This window comes from Weissella confusa (genome assembly GCA_041871065.1).
In the GTDB taxonomy this organism is placed as follows: Bacteria; Bacillota; Bacilli; order Lactobacillales; family Lactobacillaceae; genus Weissella; species Weissella confusa_A.
In genome coordinates this window covers 2,232,289-2,248,321 of sequence record CP168942.1, presented here as the reverse complement: position 1 = coordinate 2,248,321, position 16,033 = coordinate 2,232,289, and the positions used below count along the sequence as shown (strand labels likewise).

The following is a 16,033-nucleotide window of genomic DNA, read 5'->3' as shown; positions in this document are numbered from 1 at the left end:
GGCACGAAATTTAGGTAGACTGGGCCTTAGGGGGGATTGAACAATGAAAAAATTCAAAAAAGGTATTGGATTCCCGAGTGTTGTACTGCTAGGTATTAACGGTGTCATCGGTGGTGGGCTGTTTTTGCTACCGAGTACGATGTACAAGCAGGGTGGCCAATACGTCTTATTGGCAATCGCATTAGCCGGTATTTCAGCGACGCTAATCGCGATGCATTATGCCGTCATGTCATCGCGAATTGATGAAGACGGCGGTGCGTGGGTGTACACCAAGCGTGCCTTTGGGCATTACCCAGGATTTTTGGTGGGCTGGTTTGGCTGGCTGTTTGGGGTAATTACCATCAGTGCTGAAACGGCGGCCTTTTTAAAAACGTTAACTGGACTGGTACCAGCGGTTGGGACGCCGTTAGTCTATAATAGTTTGGCTATCGGTATTATGTTGCTGCTGGGAATCATGAATTACTTCGGTACAGGTATTGCGAGTCGCATAGATGATGCGTCCAGTTTGATAAAAATCGGGGTCATTTTAGCCGTGTTCATTGCAACGGTTGTGTGGTTGCTGCTGGGTAGCACATCGCAATTCTCAATCGCACAAGCGAAACCGGCGCATGATTTCTCAGGCGCCTTTGGAAATGCCTTCTATATGTTTACTGGATTCTCACTGATTCCAATCGCAGCCAAAGAGATGAAGAACCCTGGCAAAATGTTGCCACGTGCGATTTCGACGGTGATGTTAGCTACGACAGCGATTTTCGTTTTGATGCAAGTAGTCGCAATGACAGTTTTGGGTGATCATTTGGCTGGTTCAGCTTTGCCGGTCGCGGACATTTTTAATGTTATTTTGGGCCGTGTTGGCCGGACAATTATCATCACGGGGATGATGTTGTCGATTATCGGTGTTGCGATTGCGACATCATTTAATTCACCAATTGAATTGGCCTCGATGGCCCGTGAACGCGGGTTCCTGCCACGTGAATTCTCACGTTTGAATCGCTACGGTGCACCAGTTGGCGCCATCTTGCTAACAATCGCCATCTCAGGTGGCTTGATTTTGAGCGGTAGTTATCTATTTTTAATCAAGCTGATTGTGCTGAGTGACTTCGTGCAATACTTAGGAACAATTTTCTCATCGATTAAGCTACGCGGTGATGCGACATTGCCAACTGGCTATAAGCTACCAGGCGGGAAATGGATGACTTACCTAACTATTGTGGTGGTCGCATATTTGTTTACAACCTTTGCGTTTACGACGGTTTTGGTTGGTATTGGCTTTGCGATATTAGGAACGATTATTTACAGCGTGGAACAACGACGCCATTAAACGGCATGTCACTTATGACCAAAAATTTTGGTTGTGAGTGATTTTTTTAATGCCTGCAAAATAACTTTCTAAAGTTTCCTAGTCAATTCTTATGGTAGTTAAAAATGGTTTAAGGGCGAGGTTTTGTAACGTGTTGTGAATAATGCACCGGTATCATAGAGAGTGGATATTTTGTAGGATTGTAGGCCTCTACGAATATAGGAGACATTAAATGATTAATAAACAAATTTTGACAGCAATGACAACTGCAGGAGTCGCAACGGTTGCCGTTGGTGTGAACGCATCAGCTGATACATACACGGTTAAGGCTGGTGATACGTTGACGAGCATTGCCAATGCAATGGGAACGACGGTTGAAAAGATTGCTAGTGATAACAACATTGAAGACGCAAACTTCATTTTGACGGGTGTGTCATTGACGGTTAATGGTGACGGAACGGTTACGCCGGTGCGAGCTGATGCAGATGCGACGGCAACGACGACCGCTGCCCCAGTTGGCGTAAATGGTTCATACACGGTGAAGAATGGTGATACGCTTTTCGCCATTGCCCAAGCAAACAACATGACGTTGGCTGATTTATTGGCAATTAACGGTTTGACGGCGAATGACACAATTTTTATCGGTCAAACGATTAATTTGGTTGCCCAAGCAGCGCCGGTTGCACCAGTTGTTGAAAGTGCTGCCCCAGTTGTGACGTCAGAGGCGCCAGTGGTATCTGAAGCACCTGTTGTGTCAGAAGCGCCAGCAGCCTCAGAGGCACCGGTAGCATCAGACGTATCAGAAGTTGCTCCGGTTGCCGAAGAAGCATCAGAGGCGCCTGTCGTGGCAGCTCCAGCGTCAAACTACGTCGGTGCACCAACGCAAGCTGATTCATTCACGCAAACGACGGACTCAGGTGTCACAACGGCTTACCAAACGGCCGAAGTGGCAGCTGAAACGCCAGCGCCAGCAGCAACTGGTTCAGTTTATGATCAATTTATTGCGGCCGGCGGAACGGATGCTTTGTGGTCAAACATCGTGATGCCTGAATCAGGTGGAAACCCAGATATCGTTTCACCAAACGGTTACCGTGGTTTGGGTCAAACCAAGCAATCATGGGGAACTGGTTCAGTTTCAGAACAAACAGCCGGTATGGTTAACTACGCTGTGACGCGTTACGGATCAATCGATAACGCCGTGTCATTCCGTGTTGCTAACGGTTGGTGGTAATATAAAATCTCATTTAGGGACTCGCATTTTGCGGGTCCTTTTCAGTTATCGCAAGGTCTTAACCGTCATGCGCGAGATTTATTTTAAAAAATATAAAAAATTCATAGTGGTGAAAAAATGGACAAACCCCTATATTGAAAGACATACCAAGAAAGATATGCAGGTAACAAGATGTTGCGCAAAATATTAATGAACAAGGATTATGTCGGGATATGAAGAGGGTGTTTGGATTTGCTTTTGCAGTATTTGTCGTGGGAAGTGTAGTTGTGCTGTTCTTGTTTCATCGCACTGATAAGCAGGGTGCATTAATGCGGGCGGATGTTGAACATTGGACAGCTATCACCACGCCTAATGTTAAGACGAATTATTTAATTGCTTCTGGTATTGGACGGTTCATGGGGAGGGTTGACTACCGCGCCAGTAAGGAAATTTCGGACCGAGTTATTCAGTGGAAGAATCAGACCTATTTGTATAACGCCATGGGGCGAAATCAGTTAAGGCAAAATAGCCAATTTTTCGCTGATGGTAGTTGGCGAGATAGTGAGAATGGACAGCGATTATTGCAGTTTAACGGGAAATCACAGGAGCGCTTTGTTAAAGCTGACTTTTCGAAATATCGTGATGACGATGTTGCTGAGCTTGCGGTGACGTTCAAATCGAAGTTGACCTATGACGAAATTAAACGGGGGATGCCTGGAAGCGTGGCTGTTACTTGGCTGTGGTCAGGGATTGCCACTGGAAACGCAGAGTATGTAGGTGTTCCAATCGGAAAAGAAGATCCAACGGGTGACTACCGATATTATTTGAAGTCTTATAATCGTTTCAAATCGGAAATGTCATGGCCAAAGCAGGTACCAAATTTGGCTTCAGCGAAATTCCCTGGTGTTGTTATTACGGGAAACATTGCAGATTTAAAGGAACTAGAGACATCTGATAAGGTCGATAAGGTTTCATTAGGGGTAGTGATGTCCTCATCGGAGGGGTAAATTATCTAACTATTTCACAAGCTGGAAACCAGCAATTTACTTTCTAGAAGCGTATTATATCTATGACTTTTAGAGAGGTAAGTTGAATATGGAATCTTATGAATTGCAACAACACACTAATGCAGTGCAGGATGCGGCTAATGCAACGCGTGAGCAAAATTGGCTTTTGCAGCAACAAGCGCAAGAGTTGGCAACGCAAAATGAGTTGAGTCAAAAAGACTTCGAACTCCGTCGCCAAGTGATGATGATTGAGCACCCAGAATTGCGTCCGATCATTGAACAACAAATGCGTGAAGAAGCAGAAGCAATTGCTCGTCGTAAGCGACATGATTTTATTGGTAGTTTGGTTGGCGTTGTTATCTTAGGGTTGATGATTGGATATGGGCTGCCCTGGTTGTTGAACAGTGGCTTAATTTAAAAACGAATGACCGATTAGTCGCGAAGGACTGACCGGTCATTTTTACTTCCTACATGTTAGAATAGAACTATCTTATAGAAAGAGTAGACGATAAGTCTTTGTAGAACGAAATGGCTGAAGAAAAGAAGCGTCGTCCTTACCAAGGTAAGGGTGGCAACAATCAAAATCGCGGCAAGTTTGTTCCACGTGGAACACGTGGACCTCGTCGTGATAATCGCAACCAACAAAACGTCGAAGTTAACGTTGGTGACAAGCTGTTGATTACCATCAAGCGATTGGGAATCAACGGTGAAGGAATTGGTTACTATAAGCGTAAGATTACGTTTATTCCAGGAGCACTTCCTGATGAAGTTGTTGATGTTGTTGTAACGAACGTCACAGACAAGTTCATCGAAGCGCGTGTTCGTAAGATTAAGCAACGCTCACCAAAGCGTGTTGATCCAGTTGATAACCAAGAAGTTGGTGGCTTTGAATTGGAGCACTTGTCTTACGATGGCCAACTAGAATTTAAGCAAGATGTGATTCGTCAGGCCTTGGAAAAGTACAAGCCTGAAGGATATGAAAAGTTTGATTTGCGCCCAACGATTGGTATGGAAAACCCAGATGGTTACCGTAACAAGGCGCAATTCCCGGTTCGAGAAGTTGACGGTAAGTTGGCCGTGGGAATGTACAAGCGTAATTCTCACGACTTGGTTGATTTGCCAAAGGTTTCAACGCAACACCCAGCAACATTGAAGGTAGTGCGTAAGGTGCGTGATATTTTGGCTGATATGGACATGCCAATTTACAACGAGCGCAAGAACTCAGGAATCGTTAAGACGTTGATTGCCCGCGTGTCAGAAACGACAGGTGATGTGCAATTGACGATTGTTACGAACGGCAAGTACTTGCCTAGTGCTGATGAATTGATTGCACGTATCAACAAGGAATTGCCTGAAGTTGTTTCTGTTCACCAGAACATCAACTCAGACAAGACGTCACTTGTTTGGGGTGAAGATACCAAGTTGTTGTGGGGGAGTGAGTACATTACGGAGACGATTAACGGTAAGACGTTCAAGTTGTCACCACGTGCATTCTTGCAATTGAACCCACGCCAAACGCAACGTTTGTACAACGAGGCCATCTCAGCGCTTGATTTGACGCAAGCCGATAAGTTGATTGACGCCTACTCAGGAGTTGGAACCATCGGTATTTCATTGGCTGATCATGCTGGTGAGGTGCGTGGTATGGATACGGTTCCTGAAGCCATCGATGACGCAAATGAAAATGCGGCTGATAACGGTGTTAAGAATGCTGCCTACTACACAGGTGCAGCTGAAGATTTGATTCCACGCTGGGCAAACGAAGGCTGGGTTGCCGACGCTTTGGTTGTTGATCCGCCACGTACTGGTTTGGATGAAGAATTGCGTTGGACAATTTTGGAAACACAACCAGATAAGTTTGTGTATGTGTCATGTAATGCATCAACGTTGGCCCGTGATTTGGTCGACTTGACGCGTGTTTATGATGTTGAATACATCCAATCAATTGATATGTTCCCACAAACTGCTCGTTGGGAAGGTATTGTTAAGTTTACGAAGAAGAGCAAGTAAGATAGAGGACGCGCAAATTAATTGCGCGTCCTTTTTCAGTTGGGGAGAACTGTTTTTCATGCTTTGAAGCGATACAATGAAAGGTAACAGGGAAAACGAGCACGACAACTAAGGGGTGGTAAGAAAATGACATTTTCGATTGAAGTCCGGGGTGCAAAAACTAATAATCTGAAAAATATTGATGTGGATATTCCACTTGGACAAATGACTGGAATTACTGGGCGCAGTGGTTCTGGAAAGAGTTCGCTGGCGATGGGGACGCTATACGGTGAGGGGATGCGTCGCTATTTGAATGCCTTGTCGACCTATACGCGACGCCGAATTACACAGGCGAATCGCGCTGACGTGACAAGTATTCATCATTTGCCATCAGCTTTGGCACTGCGTCAACGTCCACAGGTGCCAGACGTACGTTCAACGGTTGGAACGATGACTGAGAGTTTAAACGTGCTACGTTTGATGTTTTCTCGTTTAGGGTCGATGGTGTGTCCAAATGGGCATCGCATTGGGCCAACCTTGGCCGTTGCAATGGATGTTGATATGACGGGGATGGATTGCCCGGTTTGTGGTGTGCATTTCATGCCGTATGGCGCCGAAGATTTCGCTTTTAACTCGGCTGGCGCATGCCCAACGTGCCAAGGGACGGGTGAGGTGCAAACCATTAATCCAGCGTTACTGATCAATGAAAAATTAACCATTCGCGATGGGGCGGTGAATTCATGGCGCACACCTGGGCGTACGTTTATGCCATTGGTGGCTGAAGCAGCGGGCATTAATATTGATATTCCATATGAAGATTTGCCAGATGACCAAAAGGATTTGGTTTTGCATGGTGACCGTGATGAATATGAAATTAATATTCCAAGCAAAAGCGGGAAGGTGTTCCACATGGATCATGCGGTGTTTGAAAATGCGACGAACGCCATTGAGGACAGCATGAAGAGCAGTAAAAATGAGCGCACTATCAAACGCTTGAATCAGTTTTACACTTTCCAAACTTGTCCAACGTGTCATGGATCGCGTTTTAACCCGAAGTTGCTGACGCAGTTACTACGAGACAAGAACATCGCGGAGCTGTCAGAGTACACCATCGAAGAGCTGGCAGTATTTATTGCCGAATTGCCTGCGACATTGCCAGACGAGATGCAAAAGATGGGACAAAAGCTTGTTGATGAGTTTTTGGAACTATTAGATGCACCAATTAAGCTTGGTTTGGATTATCTTACGTTGGCCCGTGCCGGAAGTACACTTTCGACTGGTGAACTACAACGTATTCAACTTGGACGTACGATTCGCAATGAAACGACTGGTGTATTGTATGTGCTAGACGAGCCAACGGTTGGATTGCACCCAGCCAACGTCGCAGGCCTATTAACGATTTTCAAAACGCTTTTGGAACAAGGTAATACGTTGGTCGTGGTTGATCACGATATGAGTGTCATTGGAGCGAGCGACCATATTATTGAAATTGGCCCTGGTTCGGGCGATTACGGTGGGACGGTGACGTTTACCGGGAGTGCCCGTAATGCAAAGACGTCCAACGCGTTGGTGGCCCCTTATCTAAACGGGACGGCTGACATTCAGACCAGAACATTGGCGCCGCGGGAATCGCTGTTTGATGATGGTAGCATCGATATCGCGGTGACTGCCAAGAATAATTTGCATAACGTTAGGGCACGGATTCCTAAGAACCGATTGACGAGTGTCACGGGGATGAGTGGTGCCGGTAAGACAACGTTGATTCTCGATTTGTTGGTGCCAGGTATTCTAGCGCAAAACGAACAACAGCCACTACCTGATGGTGTGGCGTCACTTGATGCGGCAGGTGTTGCAAACGTGGTGATGGTTGATTCGGTGCCGGTTGGTAAGAATGCACGTTCAACGGTTGCGACGTACACCAACATTTTGGATAATTTGCGCAAGTTGTTCGCTAGCTTGCCGGATGCTAAGGAACATGGTTTCACCGCAAGTGATTTCTCATACAATGCAGCTGGTGCATGTCCAACTTGTGGTGGTGTCGGGCACATTACGCTCGATGTGCAATATCTACCAGATGTGACACAAGTCTGCCCAACCTGCCAAGGCTCACGTTATCGTGCTGAGGTACTGGATGTAAAGTGGCATGATCGATCAATCGCAGATTTGTTGGCCTTGTCTGTCACGGATGCACTTGAAGTGTTCAAGGATGAAAAGAAGATTCTAAAGACGCTCGAAACGTTGCAAGAATTGGGCTTGGATTATCTGATTTTGGGTGAAAGTACACCTGAATTATCAGGTGGGGAGGCACAACGCCTAAAGTTGGTGTCACAAATTCACCAAAAGCAGGGTGCCAGCTTGTTTATCTTTGATGAACCGTCAGTTGGATTGCACCCGTTGGACATTGAGAATCTGCTTCACGTGTTCGATTTGTTGCTGATGCAAGGGGCAACAATCATTACCATCGAACACGATTTGGAAGTGATGGCTAACTCAGATTGGTTGATTGATTTGGGACAAGGTGGTGGTACGCACGGTGGTCAAATTGTTGGTACTGGGACACCAGCCGAACTAGCTGCGATACCAGAAAACGTCACAGGTCAGTATTTAAAGGATTATTTGGCGCAATATCAACGCGCATAATACTGTGGTCGTTAGTTTTGGACTGACGACCTTTTTGTTTTAATCATCAAAATAAATTAACAAGTTATTGATAAACTATAAACTGATATATTAGTCGTAAATAGGAGGTGCAAGATGCGTTCATGGCGATCGCTTGTGTTGCCTGGTGGCGTGCTATTACTAGCATCAGTTGTACTGGTGTTACCGCAGCTGATATCGAATATGCCGATTATTGGCATCGATGCGCTTTTCCACTTTAATCGGTTCTATGATATTGCGGAACAAATTAAACACGGGCAGTTTAACTACTTCATGTCAGAATATGGCTATCAACATTCCGGACGAATTGTCACGCCGTTATATGGACCGTGGCTATCGTACTTGATGGGGTTTGCCCTCATGCTAATACCAAACTGGTTTTGGTTTGAAATTGTAACTGACATTGCTATCTTGTTCGTCGCTGGTGTGGGGATTTATCGACTAGGCCGTTATTTGAAATCTAGTCGATATGCCAGTTTAGTGAGTGCGGTTGTCTATATGGCGTTACCGTTAACGACAACTTGGCAAACGAGCCAATCATTTACTGGCATCGGCGCTGCGCTACTGTCGTATGTGGTGTATTACGGCATTGCAATGGCTAAACAGCCGACAACCTTTTCTTGGGTTGGTCTGTCGATATCGTTGGCGGTACTGACGCAAGCCCATTTATTCACGGCACTATTAGGTGTCTTGGTATTAGGCATTTTATTTGTGGTGACGGTGATTGGTAAGAACAAGGCAACAATCATTGCTTTGATGCAACGGTTGCTAAAAGCGGTTGTCTTATACGGGTTGCTAGTCGCTAATGTTCTAGTTGGTATGGCCGACGTGATGGGAAGCAATCAGATTCTAACGCCATATACGCCGCTTAATATTAGCCGTGAGGGAATGCGGATCACATTGTCGCAATCCCCAACGCTCCGAAATTATAGTTGGCTTGGCGTTATAGCAGTGATTGTCTTGATTGTTGCCGTGTTGGTTTATCGGAAGCTGGCCCGTGAATACCGCTTCTTATTTTGGCTGGCAGTTATCTTTTTCAGTTTGTCATTAACGGTATTTCCGTGGGATGCGATTCAGCAAATTGAACCAACCATTGTTGATACGATGCAATTTCCATCACGGTTGTCAGTGGTTAGCAACATTGCTTTGGTGTTGTTGTTGCCACGAATCCTGATGATGCCGGATGTGAAAAGACAGCTAAATAGTCGGTTGCGATTGGTGATTGTTATGATAGCCGTCGTGGTGCCGGTGGCGATTTCGGCAAGTATTTTGGCGAAGAGTGCTCATCGCTTGCATACGGATGAGCTGGTCCACGTCACGAAGCACATGGTATTTAACGATAAAAAATCTAAAGCTGAAATTGCACGGGATTGGCGCTACGGTGATGTACAGGTTGCACTAGCAGATGTACAAAAAGCGACCCCTGATTATTTGGTGAATAATGGCTTGCAACCAGGTGATAACAGTTATGACATGTATATGCGCGAGGTTATTCAGAACCCACTAAAAGCGCAGGTGACACAAGGTAATAATGCACTCACGTATCGTTGGCATAGTGGAAATGAACAGCAGACAACAGTGCCAGTTGCTGTCTATGCGCATTCAAAGGTGATGCTGAACGGCCAGCAGGTGACGAACCCGCAAACGACACGTATTGGGACGTTACAGGTTCGACCACGGGTTGGTCAGAATAACGTGACGATTTCGTATGACGTGTCACCAGTTATTACAATAATCGTTTTAGGCAACGCTGTACTTTGGGCGGGCCTCGTCATTTTCATGACTGGTAAAACAATTTGGCGTAACGGCTATCAGATTAAGGTCTGATGGCCGTTTTTTGCGTGGTATACTTAGCGATAAGTTTCTATTTTTAACGTAAGGGAAGTGTTTGTGTGAGTAAGCAGTGGTATGTGGGGATGGCTGCTGGTGGTGCCTTGTTCTGGGGTATCAATGGTATCTTGTCGAATATGCTATTCGATCGGATTGCGATTTCCCCAGATTGGTTAACGACCGCTCGTTTGTTAATCTCAGGTGTCGCGTTGCTGTTGTATTCGTTGATTCGCCGGCAGAATATTTTTGCGATTTGGCGTCAACCAAAGAATGCTGTCTTGTTAGTGTCGTTTGGGTTGGTTGGGGTGTATTTTGCCCAGTCTAATTTTGTGCGAACGTTGTACTACGGTAACGCAGCGGTTGCGACGGTGTTGCAGTATATGGCGCCAGCTTTGATTGTTATTTTTTTGGCGCTATTTCGTCGCAGGTGGCCACAACGACAAGAATTAATCGCAGTAATTCTGTCGTTAGTGGGGATTGTGTTGTTGGTAACCAATGGTAATCTGGCGCAATTGCAAATCTCTGAGAAGACATTATTCTTTGGAATTTTGTCAGCGTTGGGATTGGTCGCCTACACGTTGATACCAGGATCTTTGCTGGCTGAAAACGATGCTATCGTTGTTGTTGGTTGGGGGATGTTTATGGGTGGTTTGGCCGCTAATTTCGTGGCGCCACTTTATCACCCGGCTTATCATTTTGATATGATCGACTTGATATTGCTGTTCTTTATTGTGGTGTTTGGGTCGATTGTTGCGTTTGTCTGGTATATTGCGAGTTTGCGTAAGGTGGCCCCAGAAACAGTGGGGATGCTTGGCATGTTAGAGCCATTAAGTGCGACTGTCTTATCAGCGCTTGTGTTGGGAGTGTCATTCCATGCCTTTCAAGTAGTTGGGATTGTCATGACACTCGGTGCGATTTTGATTATGAATGTCGTTAAGAAGTGACGAAATGCTTGTAGAGTTAATGCTCTGCAAGCGTTTTTTTGTCTGTACAGCAATGTTTCTTCATGTTTTTAGAATACAAATCGAGTAGACTGAAGGGTAACAAGTGACGTTTTTAAAGTGACAGTGACGTAATTAGTGGTGGGGGTAATGAAATGACTGTTTTAACATTTACAACAAGTAATCTTCAGGGGCGTTTGCCGGAAGCCCGAGAGATGGACGTACCATATAGCGATGCGCTTTTTAACAATAATCCGGCTGAGTACCAACATGATTTGGCGCGAGTTAGCGCTGTGATGGCTGGGTCAACGTACACGCGTGATAGCCAAGTGGCCGGACCAGGTTATACAACTGAAAATTTGCGTGCCTTGGGCTTTAAGACAGAGTCACACGGCTATCATGTGCTTGATGATCCGAATAATGTCGCTTTCACGCTAGGTTATAAGCGGGTTGGCGCCAATAATTTGTTTGCGGTGATTATCCGTGGGACGCCACAAAACGCGGAATGGTCGGGCGATTTCATGATTGGTGACGAAGATGCACCAGGAATGGATAACATGATTTATATCGGCCAAAAGATTGCAGCGCAGTTGCATGATTATGTGATGCAATTCGACAACGTTGGTCAGGAAAATATCTTCTGGGTAACCGGGCATTCTCGTGGCGGTAGTGCGACAGAAGTGCTGGGAAAGTTGTTGATTGATGCCGGAGAAGAACACGTTTTTGCCTATGCATTTGCGCCAACGACAACGTACAAGACGGTTGCTAACGTTGATTATGCGGTGAAGTATGATGCAGTGCATGCCATTATCAATCCGCTAGATGTTGCCCCAACATTCCCATTGGTCCAGTGGGGCTTCACACACATTGGCCAGCAACATATGCTGCCAGTGTCAGCATTGCCGGAAGTTGCCAAGGAATATGAGCGCATTAATGGAGTGCCATTTAAGGGCGATGCTCAGCAAGATGCGGAGATGTTGGAACGTGGTTTGCAACTGTACTATGCGTTGGCATCAAGTGTGCATGACTTTTACCATGCGACGACACCTTGGTGGGACGGACAAACGATGACGCCATATCAATGGGTGCAGGATATGATGATGGCACCACAAGGGCTGGAAATCCCTGAGCGAACGGCTAATGTGATGGCATATGCAAAGACGCATCCAGTGTATGCAAAGTTGTTCGAGCATATGGCGAATGGTGGTATGGCATCATATGAGCACACGATCACCACATATATTAGTTTCATGGCAGTCTTACCAGATGATTGGGTTAAGTCATGATTGAATTAGCAGATATTATTTCGGTTATCCAAAATCCGATTGTTTTTATCCGACCGATAATGGACAATCCGTGGCTGGTGTATCCAGTACTTTGGGCGATTGTGGCACTAGAAAGTTATTTCGTTCTCTTCGCATGGATGCCAGCGGAAACGACCATGTTTCTGGCCGGTAGTTTGGCGGCCCATCCAGATATTCCAATCGAGCTGTGGTTGCTATGGATTGGCTATTTGCCAATGGTGTATCTTGGCTGGCAGGCGAAGTATAAGCGTGGTCGCAAGCACAAAATTAAGAATGCCCGCATGGACGATACAGTCGCATTCTTCAACAGTCATGCACCCCTAGCGATGCTATTTGGCCGGTATATTCCAGTGTTGGGTATTTTTATTCCAATTATCGCCGGTGAAAGTCAGTATGCAGCTGACCGCTTTAAAAACCAGAATATGGCGGGAACTTTAATTTGGGTGCTCGGATCAACCGTAATTGGCTTCTTTTTGGGATCAGTACCGTTTTTCCAACAACATTTTTCAATCTTGATTGTCGGCATCATTATTGTGCCGGCTGGCCTTTACTACCTCGTCAACTTTGTAAATAGCTTTTTCCAGCATATGCGTGGATAACGTGTTGCATTATCTCCTTAACGTGGAATAATGGGTGGTGAAAAGAGGGCGAATCATATGGCAGAGAAAAATTACATCGCACGTATGCGCGAAAAAGTTGGTCATGAAGCCATGATTTTTAACACGGTATTCGGTGTGTTATGGCAGGCGGATCGTTCAGCAATCTTATTAGAGAAACGTTCTGATATTCAAAAAGGCTGGGGCTTTCCAGGTGGCTATATCGAATACGGTGAAACGCCACAGGAAGCGATTGTACGCGAATTCAAAGAAGAAACGGGACTTGATGTGCACCTGAAGCGTTTGCTCGGTGTATCGTCTGAAATCGTCACTGAGAACCGTTGGGGTGATGCGCAAGAAACGATTGCAATGGGTTTTGAAGTCGAAGCGGTTGGTGGCATGCTGCGTGAAGATGGTGAGGAAACATTGGTTGTTTCGTACGTACCGGTGAGCCCTGAACCCGAGATGTTTGTGCCACAGGCGCAGAAGACCGTTCATCAAGTAATTAATGATAATGAAGCTTCCGAGGCTGTTTGGCTACGTGAAGACTAGACGAAAGTCGCACTCAGACGGGTGCGACTTTTTAATTACCAAATTAATTAGTTAGTTTGTGTTGACTTAACCTAACTAACGGTTTATACTTCTTTTTCGTTAGGTTGGATGTTGTAAAACTAACTAATTAACTAATGACTATTTGAGGTAAAAATAAAATGACAGATGAAACACAAGACTTGATGGAATCGTTCAGCCGTTTGATGCACTCGCGCTTCTTTATGGCAGCGATGTCAATGAACATGCGTACTAAGCGCGGTAGTGATAAGGAATTGGGTCGTGGTCGTTTACGCTTGTTGGCTTTGTTGAACAAGGAAGATGGTCTAACGAATGCGGAAATCGCAGAAAAGTTGGATATTCGTCCTAGCTCAGTGAGTGCACAGGTGACGAGTTTGGTGGAGACGGGGATGATTGAACGTCGTGCTTCTGAGAATGATGGACGCGTTTCACTTATTTTCATTACAGATGCCGGTAAGGAGACGCTTGCTGGTTTGCATAACGGTAATGACGAAATGAGTGAACGTGCTTTCTCAGTGCTAACTGAAGCCGAGCAGGCGCAGTTGAAGGACATGTTGCGTCGCATCGCAGCCAATACTGAGGACATTGAAATGGATCCTGAGATGCTCCGCGATGCGTTTGGACCATTCGCTGAGCGTTTCCAAAACATGGATTTCACTGACCGCCGTGAAATGCGCAAGGAGATGCACAAGATGCACCACGACTTGCACAAGGGCTTCAAGGGTTGGTTCTAACCGATAAGAGATAAGAGATAAGAGATAAGAGGCAGAGAGATGGATCGTGGACAAAACGTTGAAACGGAAGCATTTCAACGACCAGCAAAGTTTGATATGAAGGCATTTATGCGCTTGATTCGTCAAACAAAACCAGCCTATTGGCAACTAGGACTGGGCCTAGGATTAGGCGTGATTGCGACGGGCATTCAGTTGGCCGTGCCACATTTTGCGGGTGATTTGATTAACGGGTTTGGTAAGTCGATTGATAAAACATTGCTCGTCAGTGTGATTGGTATGTTTATCTTGAGCGCGGTAATTAGCGCCTTATCAGGAACTGTTTTGGGAATCTTTGGCGAAAACGTGGTTAGTCGTTTGCGTAATACCTTATGGGACAAACTAATTCGTTTGCGCGTCGCCTATTTTGATGAAACCAAAGCGGGCGAAATGACGTCACGTTTGATTAATGATTCAACGCAAATTAAAGACTTGCTGGCAAACTCATTCCCTCGTATGATTACGTCTTTGCTAACAGTGGTAGGTGCACTGACGCTGATGGTCTTGAAGGATTGGCGCATGACGGCGATTATGGCATTGGCAATTCCATTGGTGATGTTGGTGATGTTGCCAGTGATGCGCCAATCACACAAGGTTGGTCGTGATCGTCAAAATTCATTAGCTGACTTTAATGGCGCAGCCGGCGAAACGCTAAGCGAAATTCGTTTGGTGAGGTCATCTAACGCGGAACCGTTTGAAACGGAAAAGGGCCACACAACGATCCAATCTTTGTACAAGATCGGCTTGCGTGAAGCTGTGTATGATTCCGTGGCCGGTCCATTGATGACGGCGGTTATGATGGGATTATTTGTTGGTGTATTGGCCTATGGTGCGCACCGTGTGTCACAAGGCACGATGACGATGGGAACGATGTTTTCATTCTTGATGTACCTATTCCAATTGCTGGGACCATCAGCAACGCTGGGTCAATTCTTCTCAGATTTGGCTAAGGCCAGTGGTTCAACAGAACGTGTTCAAGCCCTGTTGACAGAGCCTGAAGAGGATTTGACGTCTGGTGTCGATGTTGATGTTGAAGGGCAAACGTTGGCGATGAACCATGTTGATTTTGCCTATGATGACAGCAAGAACATCTTGAGCGACGTATCGTTTGAGGCCCAGCCAAATACAGTTGTGGCGTTTGCTGGACCTTCGGGTGGTGGTAAGTCAACCATCTTTAGTTTGCTTGAGCGTTACTACATGCCAACGGCCGGTGAAATCATGATTGGTAATCATGATGTGGCAGATGTGAATTTGGCTAATTGGCGTGAACAAATTGGGTTCGTTAGCCAAGATTCAGCGATTATGGCTGGAACCATCCGCCATAATTTGACGTATGGTCTAACGGGTGATTACTCAGATGATGATTTGTGGCGTGTGTTGGGACTAGCGTTTGCTGAAAAGTTCGTGCGTGACATGCCAGCTGGCCTGGACACTGAAGTTGGTGAACGTGGTGTCAAGGTGTCTGGTGGACAACGTCAACGTTTGGCAATCGCGCGTGCGTTCTTGCGTGATCCAAAGATTTTGATGTTGGATGAAGCGACGGCAAGTTTGGATTCAGAATCTGAAGCAATGGTGCAAAAGGCTTTGGAATCTTTGATGAGGGGTCGCACGACGTTGGTGATTGCACACCGTTTGAGCACAATTGTAGACGCCGACAAGATTTACTTTATCGAACATGGGACGGTAAGTGGCGCTGGTACGCACAAGGAATTGGTTGCTAACCACGACTTGTATCGTGAGTACGTTGATACACAATTCAATCAAGATTAATATGTTTTTGCAGGCGGGTGTAGATGATTACACTCGCTTTTTGTTTCATGTGGAACAAAATTAGTTAACTTAGGTATCTTTTATTGTG

At 45.7% G+C, this 16,033-nt stretch carries 13 protein-coding genes; all 13 read left to right on the top strand.

Annotation, left to right across the window (positions count from 1 at the left end; all coding sequences use genetic code 11):
• Positions 1–43 precede the first annotated feature (43 nt).
• The 13 genes from ACAW68_10975 (at position 44) to ACAW68_10915 (ending at position 15,945) form a co-directional block, all read left to right on the top strand.
• Positions 44–1,321, top strand: a complete 1,278-nt coding sequence (locus ACAW68_10975; protein XGA15957.1) for an APC family permease — start codon at positions 44–46, stop codon at positions 1,319–1,321.
• Positions 1,322–1,532: 211 nt separating this feature from the next.
• Positions 1,533–2,531 (top strand): LysM peptidoglycan-binding domain-containing protein, encoded by a 999-nt coding sequence (locus tag ACAW68_10970; protein XGA15956.1) that lies wholly within the window; start codon positions 1,533–1,535, stop codon positions 2,529–2,531.
• A 212-nt stretch (positions 2,532–2,743) separates the two neighbouring features.
• Complete coding sequence (locus ACAW68_10965) at positions 2,744–3,517, top strand: hypothetical protein (GenBank protein XGA15955.1); 774 nt, start codon at positions 2,744–2,746, stop codon at positions 3,515–3,517.
• A gap of 88 nt (positions 3,518–3,605) precedes the next feature.
• Positions 3,606–3,935 carry a hypothetical protein gene (locus ACAW68_10960; protein XGA15954.1) on the top strand — a complete coding sequence of 110 codons (330 nt, stop codon included), beginning with the start codon at positions 3,606–3,608 and terminating at the stop codon, positions 3,933–3,935.
• 110 nt (positions 3,936–4,045) lie between these two features.
• Positions 4,046–5,527 (top strand): 23S rRNA (uracil(1939)-C(5))-methyltransferase RlmD, encoded by a 1,482-nt coding sequence (gene rlmD, locus ACAW68_10955; protein ID XGA15953.1) that lies wholly within the window; start codon positions 4,046–4,048, stop codon positions 5,525–5,527.
• A gap of 126 nt (positions 5,528–5,653) precedes the next feature.
• Positions 5,654–8,146, top strand: coding sequence for an excinuclease ABC subunit UvrA (locus ACAW68_10950; protein ID XGA15952.1), 2,493 nt, complete (start codon positions 5,654–5,656; stop codon positions 8,144–8,146).
• A 114-nt stretch (positions 8,147–8,260) separates the two neighbouring features.
• A complete protein-coding gene (locus ACAW68_10945; protein ID XGA15951.1) occupies positions 8,261–9,991 on the top strand; it encodes a hypothetical protein in 1,731 nt (576 codons plus the stop codon).
• A gap of 65 nt (positions 9,992–10,056) precedes the next feature.
• Complete coding sequence (locus tag ACAW68_10940; GenBank protein XGA15950.1) at positions 10,057–10,938, top strand: DMT family transporter; 882 nt, start codon at positions 10,057–10,059, stop codon at positions 10,936–10,938.
• Positions 10,939–11,090: 152 nt separating this feature from the next.
• A complete protein-coding gene (locus tag ACAW68_10935; GenBank protein ID XGA15949.1) occupies positions 11,091–12,221 on the top strand; it encodes a lipase in 1,131 nt (376 codons plus the stop codon).
• Positions 12,218–12,838 (top strand): DedA family protein, encoded by a 621-nt coding sequence (locus ACAW68_10930; GenBank protein XGA15948.1) that lies wholly within the window; start codon positions 12,218–12,220, stop codon positions 12,836–12,838. The genes ACAW68_10935 and ACAW68_10930 overlap by 4 nt, the downstream gene beginning before the upstream one ends.
• 57 nt (positions 12,839–12,895) lie before the next feature.
• Positions 12,896–13,387 carry an NUDIX domain-containing protein gene (locus ACAW68_10925; GenBank protein ID XGA15947.1) on the top strand — a complete coding sequence of 164 codons (492 nt, stop codon included), beginning with the start codon at positions 12,896–12,898 and terminating at the stop codon, positions 13,385–13,387.
• A gap of 158 nt (positions 13,388–13,545) precedes the next feature.
• The gene (locus tag ACAW68_10920; protein ID XGA15946.1) at positions 13,546–14,139 is read left to right on the top strand and encodes a MarR family winged helix-turn-helix transcriptional regulator; all 594 of its coding nucleotides are present in this window, start codon (positions 13,546–13,548) and stop codon (positions 14,137–14,139) included.
• A gap of 39 nt (positions 14,140–14,178) precedes the next feature.
• A complete protein-coding gene (locus tag ACAW68_10915) occupies positions 14,179–15,945 on the top strand; it encodes an ABC transporter ATP-binding protein (GenBank protein ID XGA15945.1) in 1,767 nt (588 codons plus the stop codon).
• The last annotated feature ends 88 nt before the right edge of the window (positions 15,946–16,033 follow it).

What these genes read in the sequence shown, in the direction of transcription:
- ACAW68_10925 (XGA15947.1), top strand. Translation starts at nt 12,896, where the DNA reads ATGGCAGAGAAAAATTACATCGCACGTATGCGCGAAAAAGTTGGTCAT.
- ACAW68_10930 (XGA15948.1), top strand. Translation starts at nt 12,218, where the DNA reads ATGATTGAATTAGCAGATATTATTTCGGTTATCCAAAATCCGATTGTT.
- ACAW68_10935 (XGA15949.1), top strand. Translation starts at nt 11,091, where the DNA reads ATGACTGTTTTAACATTTACAACAAGTAATCTTCAGGGGCGTTTGCCG.
- rlmD (XGA15953.1), top strand. Translation starts at nt 4,046, where the DNA reads ATGGCTGAAGAAAAGAAGCGTCGTCCTTACCAAGGTAAGGGTGGCAAC.
- ACAW68_10960 (XGA15954.1), top strand. Translation starts at nt 3,606, where the DNA reads ATGGAATCTTATGAATTGCAACAACACACTAATGCAGTGCAGGATGCG.
- ACAW68_10915 (XGA15945.1), top strand. Translation starts at nt 14,179, where the DNA reads ATGGATCGTGGACAAAACGTTGAAACGGAAGCATTTCAACGACCAGCA.
- ACAW68_10945 (XGA15951.1), top strand. Translation starts at nt 8,261, where the DNA reads ATGCGTTCATGGCGATCGCTTGTGTTGCCTGGTGGCGTGCTATTACTA.
- ACAW68_10965 (XGA15955.1), top strand. Translation starts at nt 2,744, where the DNA reads ATGAAGAGGGTGTTTGGATTTGCTTTTGCAGTATTTGTCGTGGGAAGT.
- ACAW68_10920 (XGA15946.1), top strand. Translation starts at nt 13,546, where the DNA reads ATGACAGATGAAACACAAGACTTGATGGAATCGTTCAGCCGTTTGATG.
- ACAW68_10975 (XGA15957.1), top strand. Translation starts at nt 44, where the DNA reads ATGAAAAAATTCAAAAAAGGTATTGGATTCCCGAGTGTTGTACTGCTA.
- ACAW68_10970 (XGA15956.1), top strand. Translation starts at nt 1,533, where the DNA reads ATGATTAATAAACAAATTTTGACAGCAATGACAACTGCAGGAGTCGCA.
- ACAW68_10950 (XGA15952.1), top strand. Translation starts at nt 5,654, where the DNA reads ATGACATTTTCGATTGAAGTCCGGGGTGCAAAAACTAATAATCTGAAA.